At 68.1% G+C, this 6,000-nt stretch carries 5 protein-coding genes and 2 tRNA genes; all 7 read left to right on the forward strand.

The window, feature by feature from the left end:
* Nucleotides 1–34 precede the first annotated feature (34 nt).
* A complete protein-coding gene (gyrA, locus tag M3E84_RS01090) occupies nucleotides 35–2,674 on the forward strand; it encodes a DNA gyrase subunit A (RefSeq protein ID WP_259894089.1) in 2,640 nt (879 codons plus the stop codon).
* Nucleotides 2,671–3,210: a DUF3566 domain-containing protein gene (locus M3E84_RS01095; protein WP_259894090.1), complete on the forward strand. Its 540-nt coding sequence runs from the start codon at nucleotides 2,671–2,673 to the stop codon at nucleotides 3,208–3,210. Before gyrA ends, M3E84_RS01095 begins: the two co-directional genes overlap by 4 nt.
* Before the next feature lie 128 nt (nucleotides 3,211–3,338).
* A tRNA-Ile gene (locus M3E84_RS01100) sits at nucleotides 3,339–3,412 on the forward strand.
* A gap of 35 nt (nucleotides 3,413–3,447) precedes the next feature.
* Nucleotides 3,448–3,576: a DLW-39 family protein gene (locus M3E84_RS01105; protein WP_259894091.1), complete on the forward strand. Its 129-nt coding sequence runs from the start codon at nucleotides 3,448–3,450 to the stop codon at nucleotides 3,574–3,576.
* A gap of 22 nt (nucleotides 3,577–3,598) precedes the next feature.
* Nucleotides 3,599–3,671, forward strand: a tRNA-Ala gene (locus M3E84_RS01110).
* 84 nt (nucleotides 3,672–3,755) lie between these two features.
* Nucleotides 3,756–4,562: a PIG-L family deacetylase gene (locus M3E84_RS01115; RefSeq protein ID WP_259894092.1), complete on the forward strand. Its 807-nt coding sequence runs from the start codon at nucleotides 3,756–3,758 to the stop codon at nucleotides 4,560–4,562.
* 108 nt (nucleotides 4,563–4,670) lie between these two features.
* Nucleotides 4,671–5,981, forward strand: coding sequence for an Nramp family divalent metal transporter (locus M3E84_RS01120; RefSeq protein WP_396415529.1), 1,311 nt, complete (start codon nucleotides 4,671–4,673; stop codon nucleotides 5,979–5,981).
* Nucleotides 5,982–6,000: the final 19 nt, after the last annotated feature.

Raw genomic sequence — 6,000 nt, forward strand, 5'->3', positions numbered from 1 at the left:
CTCGGGCGTCAGGAGAAGGACGGAAAGCGCACGCATGAGCGACGAAACCCAGGGCACGCCCGAGGAGCCCGAGAACCAGCCGGGCGCCGAGGTCGAGGCCGCCACGATCATCGGCGATCGCGTGGAGCAGGTCGACCTGCAGACGGAGATGCAGCGCTCCTACCTGGACTACGCGATGGCGGTCATCGTCGGGCGCGCGCTGCCGGATGTCCGCGACGGCCTCAAGCCGGTGCACCGCCGCGTCATCTACACGATGTACGACGGCGGCTACCGTCCGGATCGGTCCTTCAACAAGTCGGCCCGCGTAGTCGGCGATGTCATGGGCCACTACCACCCGCACGGCGACTCGGCGATCTACGACGCCCTGGTCCGACTGATCCAGGACTGGGTGCAGCGGTACCCGCTGGCCCTGGGCCAGGGGAACTTCGGCTCCGCCGGCAACGACGGCGCCGCAGCCCCTCGATACACCGAGACCAAGATGGCTCCGCTGGCCATGGAGATGGTCCGGGACATCCACGAGGAGACCGTCGACTTCCAGGACAACTACGACGGCAAGTCGCGCGAGCCCACCGTGCTGCCGGCGCGGTTCCCGAACCTGCTGGCCAACGGCTCCGCCGGCATCGCCGTGGGCATGGCCACCAACATCCCGCCGCACAACCTGCGCGAGCTGGCCGACGGCGTGCAGTGGTACCTGAAGAACCCGGAAGCCAGCCGCGAGGAGCTGCTCGAGGCCCTGCTCAAGCGCGTGAAGGGCCCCGACTTCCCGGGCGGCGCGCAGATCCTGGGCCACAAGGGCATCGAGGACGCCTACCGGACCGGGCGCGGCTCGATCAAGATGCGCGCGGTCGTCTCCGTGGAGGAGATCCACGGGCGCACCTGCCTGGTGGTCACCGAGCTGCCGTACATGGTCAACCCGGACAACCTGGCCATCAAGATCGCGGACCTGGTCAAGGAGGGCAAGATCGGCGGCATCGCCGACATGCGCGACGAGACCTCGGGCCGCACCGGCCAGCGCCTGGTGATCGTGCTCAAGCGCGATGCCGTGCCGAAGGTCGTGCTCAACAACCTCTACAAGCACACGCCGCTGCAGGAGAACTTCTCCGCCAACATGCTGGCCCTGGTGGACGGGGTGCCGCGCACCCTGTCGCTGGATGCCTTCATCTACCACTGGGTGCGCCACCAGATCGAGGTCATCGTCCGGCGCACGCAGTTCCGCCTGCGCCAGGCGCAGGAGGAGGCGCACATCCTGGTGGGGCTGCTCAAGGCCCTGGACGCCCTGGACGAGGTCATCTCGCTGATCCGCCGCTCGCCCACCCCGGATGAGGCCCGCACCGGGCTGATGGAGCTGCTGGGGATCGACGAGGAGCAGGCCCAGGCCATCCTCAACATGCAGCTGCGGCGCCTGGCCGCGCTGGAGCGGCAGAAGATCCAGGACCGCTTCGCCGAGCTCGAGCAGATGATCGCGCGCTTCGAGGCGATCATCGCCTCGGAGGACCTGCAGCGCCAGATCGTCTCCGAGGAGCTGGAGGAGACCGTCGAGAAGTACGGCGACGACCGCCGCACCGAGATCCTGTTCGGCTACGACGGCGACATGTCCATGGAGGACCTGATCCCCCAGGAGGACGTGGTCGTCACGATCACCCGCGGCGGCTACGTCAAGCGCACGCGGATCGATCAGTACCGGGCCCAGCGCCGCGGCGGCAAGGGCATCCGCGGGGCGAACCTGCGCGGCGACGACGTCGTCGAGCACTTCTTCACGACCACCACGCACCACTGGATCCTGTTCTTCACCACCCACGGGCGCGTGTACCGGACCAAGGCCTACGAGCTGCTCGAGGCCGGCCGCGACGCCAAGGGGCAGCACGTCGCCAACGTCATGGCCTTCCAACCCGGTGAGCAGATCGCCCAGGTCATGGAGCTGTCGACCTACCAGGACGCCCCGTACCTGGTGCTGGCCACGCGCAGCGGCCTGGTCAAGAAGTCGCGGCTCGAGGACTACGACACCAACCGCACCGCAGGCGTCATCGCGATCAACCTGCGCGACGACGACGAGCTGGTCTCGGCCAAGCTCGTGGATTCCGACGACGACATCTTCCTGGTCTCGCGCAACGGCCAGTCGCTGCGCTTCCAGGCAGACGACGAGGCGCTGCGACCCATGGGGCGTGCGACCTCGGGCGTGACCGGCATGAAGTTCCGCGATGACGACGAGCTGCTGGCCGCCGACGTCGTGGAGGAGGGCACCGAGAGCTACGTGTTCGTGGTGACCGAGGGCGGCTACGCCAAGCGCACGGCTGTGGAGCAGTACCGGCGCCAGGGCCGCGGCGGACTCGGCATCAAGGTCGCCAAGGTCGGAGATGAGCGCGGCAAGCTCGCCGGCGCCCTGATCGTGGGAGAATCCGACGAGGTCATGGTGGTCATGGCCTCCGGAAAGGTCGTGCGCTCCGCGGTCTCCGAGGTCCCGGCCAAGGGCCGCGACACCATGGGAGTCATCTTCGCCAAGCCGGCCACCCAGGACTCGATCGTCGGTGTGGCCTGGAACGCGGAGCGCCACATCGAAGATGCCGTCGAGGAGGCCGTCGAGAACGGCGCGGCTGAGAACCCGGATCCGTCAGCCGATGCTGCGGATGAGGATGTCGTAACGTTGGACGAAGTCGACAACGGAGGTAACGAATGAGCCCCGAGGCACGCTCTGGCCCGGCCGGACGCTCGAAGTCCGGTGGTGCTGGTCGGGGATCCTCTCCCAGCCAGGCCAAGAAGGCGGGCGGCGCCAAGAAGACGGCGTCATCCAGCAGCCGCACCCCCCAGCGGTCCTCGACCAAGGGGCTGGTGCGTCCCGCACCGCGGGCCAAGGTGCGCCGCGCGCGCCTGGTCGTCTCGCGCGTGGACACCTGGTCGGTGCTCAAGCTCGCGTTCCTGCTCTCGGTTGCGCTGGGCATCGTGGTGGTCGTCGCGGCCGTGCTGATCTGGATCCTGATGGACATCACGGGTCTGTTCAACGGCATCAACGAGCTCGCCGCCATGCTGGCGGGCCCGGGAGGCAGCACAGAGGTCCAGGAGATCGTCTCCCTGGGGCAGGTGGCGATCTTCGCGACCATCCTCTCGGTCATCAACGTCATCCTGCTGACGCTGCTGTCGGTCATCGCCGCCATGCTCTACAACCTGGCCGCCGGCCTGATCGGCGGCATCGGAGTCACGCTGACCGACGACTGACCTGCGCGGCGCCGCTGACGGGGATCCTCGATTGGTCCCGGTCGCGGCGATCGTGTAGAGTCCCTATTCGTTCCGCGACGGACAGACCCTGTGGTCTCCCGAGCGGACGTGATCGGTCCGCCGGTCACGGGCGTATAGCTCAGACGGTTAGAGCGCTTCGCTGATAACGAAGAGGTCCCAGGTTCAATTCCTGGTACGCCCACGGTTCAACGGCATCCCAGTGCATCGGAGACCGGCATGAAGAACGCTCTCACGGCGATCGTGCTGGTGGCCGGTGCCGCCGGAGCAGGAGTCGCCGCCTGGCGGCTGCGCTCCGCAGATGCCGATCGCGCCGCTTGGCGCGAAGCCGCAGATCCCGTCGACTGAGTTCAGCTCGACAGGATGCTCCGGGGGCATGGCGCAATTGGTAGCGCATCTGCTTTGCAAGCAGAGGGTTAGGGGTTCGAGTCCCCTTGCCTCCACCGGATTCCATATCGACGACGGCCCCGCCTGATGGCGGGGCCGTCGTCGTGCGTCGACCTCAGATCTCCAGGAGCTGCCCCGTCATGGCCGTGATCGTCTTCCTCCACGCCCACCCGGACGACGAGTCCTCGCAGACCGCCGGCACGATGGCCCGCGCGGCGGCGGAGGGTCACCGCGTGGTCGAGGTCTTCGCGACCAACGGGGACTTCGGGACGCCGCTGGAGGCCGCCGACGACGCCCAGGAGGTGCTCTCGGTGGCCGATCACCGCCGCACTGAGGCTGCCGCGGCCGCGCGGGTGCTCGGCATCTCGCGCGTGGAGTGGCTCGGCTTCCACGACTCCGGGATGACCGGCTGGGCGCAGAACGACGGCGAGGCCTGCTTCCACCGCGCAGACGTCGATGAGGCCGCCCAGGCCGTCGCCGCGATCCTGGACGAGGAGGGCGCTGACGTGCTGGTGGGCTACGACTGGCACGGCGGCTACGGGCACCCCGATCACGTGAAGGTCCATCAGGTCGCCCACCGCGCGGCCGAGCTGGCGGCCGAGCGGCCGCGGCTGCTCGAGCAGTCCATGAACCGGGACCGGCTCCGACAGCTGCGCGATCAGGCTCTGGCGGCTGGGGCCTCCCCGGACGAGGTCATGGACCCGGACGGCCCTGCCGATGACGGCAACGGCTTCGGGATCCCGGCCTCCGAGCTGCACTGGCAGCTGGAGCTGGATGACGAGCTGCTGGAGCTGAAGCGGCGCACCATGCAGTGCCACTCGTCCCAGGCGGATGTGCAGGGGATGCTGGCCATGCCGGCCGAGCACTTCCGGGCGTTCTTCGGGGTCGAGTCCTACCGGGAGCCGGGCCTGGAGCAGGAGCTGTCCTCGCAGTGGCCGTTCGCCTGAGGAGGGCGTCGCTGAGACCTGCATGAGCTGCGGTGCCAGCTGATGTTCAGGATCTGGGCATCACCTGAGATACTCATGGCGCAGATCACGTCATCAGAAGGGTGAGTCATGTCCGCACCGAAGGAGTACCTGGGGCCCATGCCCCACATCGATCCGGATGAGCAGCTCACCGCGATCCGTCGCTGGAAGATCATCGGCCCGGGCCTGGTCGTGGCCGGAACGGGCGTGGGCGCAGCCGACCTGGTCGCAACCCTGACGGCGGGCTCGCGCTACGGCTACGCCCTGCTGTGGGCGGTCATCGTGGGCACCATCGTGAAGATCGCGCTGGTCGAGGGTGCGGGGCGATACTCGCTGGCCACCGGCCGCACGATCTTCGAGGGGTGGCGCTCGCTGGGGAAGTGGACCGCCGTCTACTTCGCGCCCTACATCATGATCTGGGGCTTCGTGTACGGGGCCACGGCGATGTCCTCGGCAGCTCTGCCGATCGTGGCGCTGTTCCCCAACAGCATGCCTCTGCCGGCCTGGGCCGTGCTGATGGGCCTGGCCGGCTTCCTCATGGTCTGGTTCGGCAAGTACGCGCTGGTCGAGAAGCTGACCGCGGTGATGGTGGGCATCATGTTCGTGGTGGTCGTGGGCCTGGCGGCGATCGCCGCTCCGAACATCCCGGACATGATCCGCGGCCTGGTGCCCATGATCCCCGAGGGCGGGCTGGTCTACACGCTGGCGCTCTCCGGCGGCATCGGCGGCACGATCACCCTGGCGGCCTACGGATACTGGCTACGCGAGAAGGGATGGGCCAGCCCCAAGTGGATGCGCGTCATGCAGCTCGACAACACGGTGGCCTACGTGGTCACCGGCATCTTCGTGCTCTCCATGCTGATCGTGGGCGCCGAGGTGCTCTATGCGGCGGGCATGTCCATCTCCGCCAGCGACGCCGGGCTTCTGGATCTGGCCGAGGTCCTCGACGACCGCTACGGGGACGTCATCGGCACGGCGTTCCTGGTGGGCTTCTTCGCGGCCTCGTTCTCCTCGGTGGTGGGTGTGTGGTCCGGCGTCTCGCTGATGTTCGCGGACTTCTGGGGCCACCACCGCGGCCTGCCGTCGGGTGATCCGGCGACTCGCCCGGGCGGCAGGTACGTGAAGTTCTACCTGCTGTGGATCACCTTCCCGCCCATGCTCCTGCTGCTGATGGGACGCCCGATCTTCCTGATCCTGCTCTATGGCGTGCTGGGAGCGCTGTTCATGCCCTTCCTGGCGATCACGCTGCTGGGGCTGCTCAACACCGCGCGCACTCCGAAGCGCTGGCGCAACGGCTGGATGGCCAACGGCGTGCTGATCGTGTGCGCCGTGCTGTTCACGGTCCTGGGCATCTACCAGGTCTGGGACACGATCCTGGACGTGGTCGGCTCCTTCGGCTGATACCTGTGTGCAGGCGACC

Source organism: Kocuria sp. p3-SID1428 (genome assembly GCF_025149945.1).
GTDB lineage: Bacteria > Actinomycetota > Actinomycetes > Actinomycetales > Micrococcaceae > Kocuria.